This window comes from Eubacterium sp. AF17-7, assembly GCF_003461285.1.
Taxonomy (GTDB): Bacteria; Bacillota; Clostridia; order Lachnospirales; family Lachnospiraceae; genus Eubacterium_U; species Eubacterium_U album.
In genome coordinates, this window is the sequence record NZ_QTWU01000010.1 from 92,091 (window position 1) to 94,450 (window position 2,360).

Annotated in this window: 1 rRNA gene (only partly in view); it reads left to right on the top strand. The window is 50.6% G+C overall.

Going from position 1 to position 2,360, the window contains the following annotated elements:
- Nucleotides 1-2,285: ribosomal RNA gene (locus tag DWW96_RS09700) — 23S ribosomal RNA — on the top strand (it extends 603 nt beyond the left edge of the window).
- Nucleotides 2,286-2,360: the final 75 nt, after the last annotated feature.

A 2,360-nucleotide genomic window follows, 5' to 3' on the forward strand; every position in this document is an offset into this window, starting at 1 on the left:
GAACGGTCCGGCGAGTTACGCTTACTGGCGAGGTTAAGTACTTAAGGTATGGAGCCGAAGGGAAACCAAGTCTTAACAGGGCGAAAAGTCAGTGAGAGTAGACCCGAAACCGGGTGACCTATCCATGTCCAGGATGAAGTTGCCGTAAAAGGCAATGGAGGTCCGAACACACATCCGTTGAAAAGGGTGGTGATGAGGTGTGGATAGCGGAGAAATTCCAATCGAACCCGGAGATAGCTGGTTCTCCTCGAAATAGCTTTAGGGCTAGCCTCAATTTAGTCTTGCGGAGGTAGAGCACTGAATATCCTAGGGGGCGTCAAAGCTTACCGAAGATTATCAAACTCCGAATGCCGTAAAGATGATGATTGGGAGTCAGACTGCACGAGATAAGTTGGGTAGTCAAAAGGGAAACAGCCCAGACCTCCAGCTAAGGTCCCAAAGTGAGTGTTAAGTGGAAAAGGATGTGGGATTTCGAAGACAACTAGGATGTTGGCTCAGAAGCAGCCATACATTCAAAGAGTGCGTAATAGCTCACTAGTCGAGAGGTCCTGCGCCGAAAATGTCCGGGGCTAAAACACAACACCGAAGCTGAGGAATGACATAGTCATTGGTAGAGGAGCATTCTTAGCCCGACGAAGCTGTACCGAAAGGAGCAGTGGAGGGATAAGAAGAGAGAATGCCGGAATGAGTAGCGAGAGTGAGGTGAGAATCCTCACGGCCGAATATCTAAGGTTTCCAGGGTAAAGCTGATCTGCCCTGGGTAAGTCGGGGCCTAAGGCGAGGTCGAAAGACGTAGTCGATGGATAACAGGTTGAGATTCCTGTACTACAATGTATCAGAACTGTGGGGACACAGACAGAGAGCCAGAGCCGGAAATGGAAAAGCCGGTGCAAGCGAGGTAGGAGAACAGTAGGCAAATCCGCTGTTCAATCTGAAGACGTGATGCGGAGCGAAATAAAAGTAGCGAAGCTGGTGAGCTGGCTGTCGAGAAAAGCCGCTATAGTGTACATTGTACCCGTACCGTAAACCGACACAGGTAGATGAGGAGAGAATCCTAAGGCCGACGGAAGAAGCATTGTTAAGGAACTCGGCAAAATGACCCCGTAACTTCGGGATAAGGGGTGCCTGAGAAATCAGGCCGCAGAGAATTGGCCCAAGCAACTGTTTAGCAAAAACACAGGTCTATGCGAAACCGAAAGGTGATGTATATGGGCTGACGCCTGCCCGGTGCTGGAAGGTTAAGAGGAGAGGTTAGCATAAGCGAAGCTTTGAATTTAAGCCCCAGTAAACGGCGGCCGTAACTATAACGGTCCTAAGGTAGCGAAATTCCTTGTCGGGTAAGTTCCGACCCGCACGAAAGGCGTAATGATTTGGGCACTGTCTCGACAATGCATCCGGTGAAATTGAAGTACCAGTGAAGATGCTGGTTACCTGCGCCAGGACGGAAAGACCCCATGGAGCTTTACTCTAGCTTGATACTGGGATTCGATATTGCATGTACAGGATAGGTGGGAGACTAGGAGACGTGAACGCCAGTTTGCGGGGAGTCGCCCTTGGGATACCACCCTTGCAGTATTGGGTTTCTAACATGCAGCCGTGAACCGGCTGGTGGACAATGTCAGGTGGGGAGTTTGACTGGGGCGGTCGCCTCCGAAAGGGTATCGGAGGCGCTCAAAGGTTCCCTCAGAATGGTCGGAAACCATTCGCAGAGTGCAAAGGCATAAGGGAGCTTGACTGCGACACCGACGGGTGGAGCAGGTACGAAAGTAGGACTTAGTGATCCGGTGGTATAAAGTGGGATTGCCATCGCTCAACGGATAAAAGCTACCCTGGGGATAACAGGCTTATCACTCCCAAGAGTTCACATCGACGGAGTGGTTTGGCACCTCGATGTCGGCTCATCGCATCCTGGGGCTGTAGTAGGTCCCAAGGGTTGGGCTGTTCGCCCATTAAAGCGGTACGCGAGCTGGGTTCAGAACGTCGTGAGACAGTTCGGTCCCTATCCGGCGTGGGCGTAGGATATTTGAGAGGAGCTGTCCTTAGTACGAGAGGACCGGGATGGACGAACCTCTGGTGTATCTGTTGCATTACCAAATGCATGGCAGAGTAGCCAAGTTTGGAAGGGATAAACGCTGAAGGCATCTAAGCGTGAAGCCCCCCTCAAGATGAGATATCCCATACGAAAGTAGTAAGACCCCTTGAAGACTACAAGGTTGATAGGTCAGAGGTGGAAGCGTGGTAACACGTGCAGCTGACTGATACTAATAGGTCGAGGGCTTAACCATAAGGAAGGAATTTGAGGAAAAGTTATCCAAGGAAGAAGAGATTGGAAGATTAGTTGGTGTGCAGTTTTGAATGTA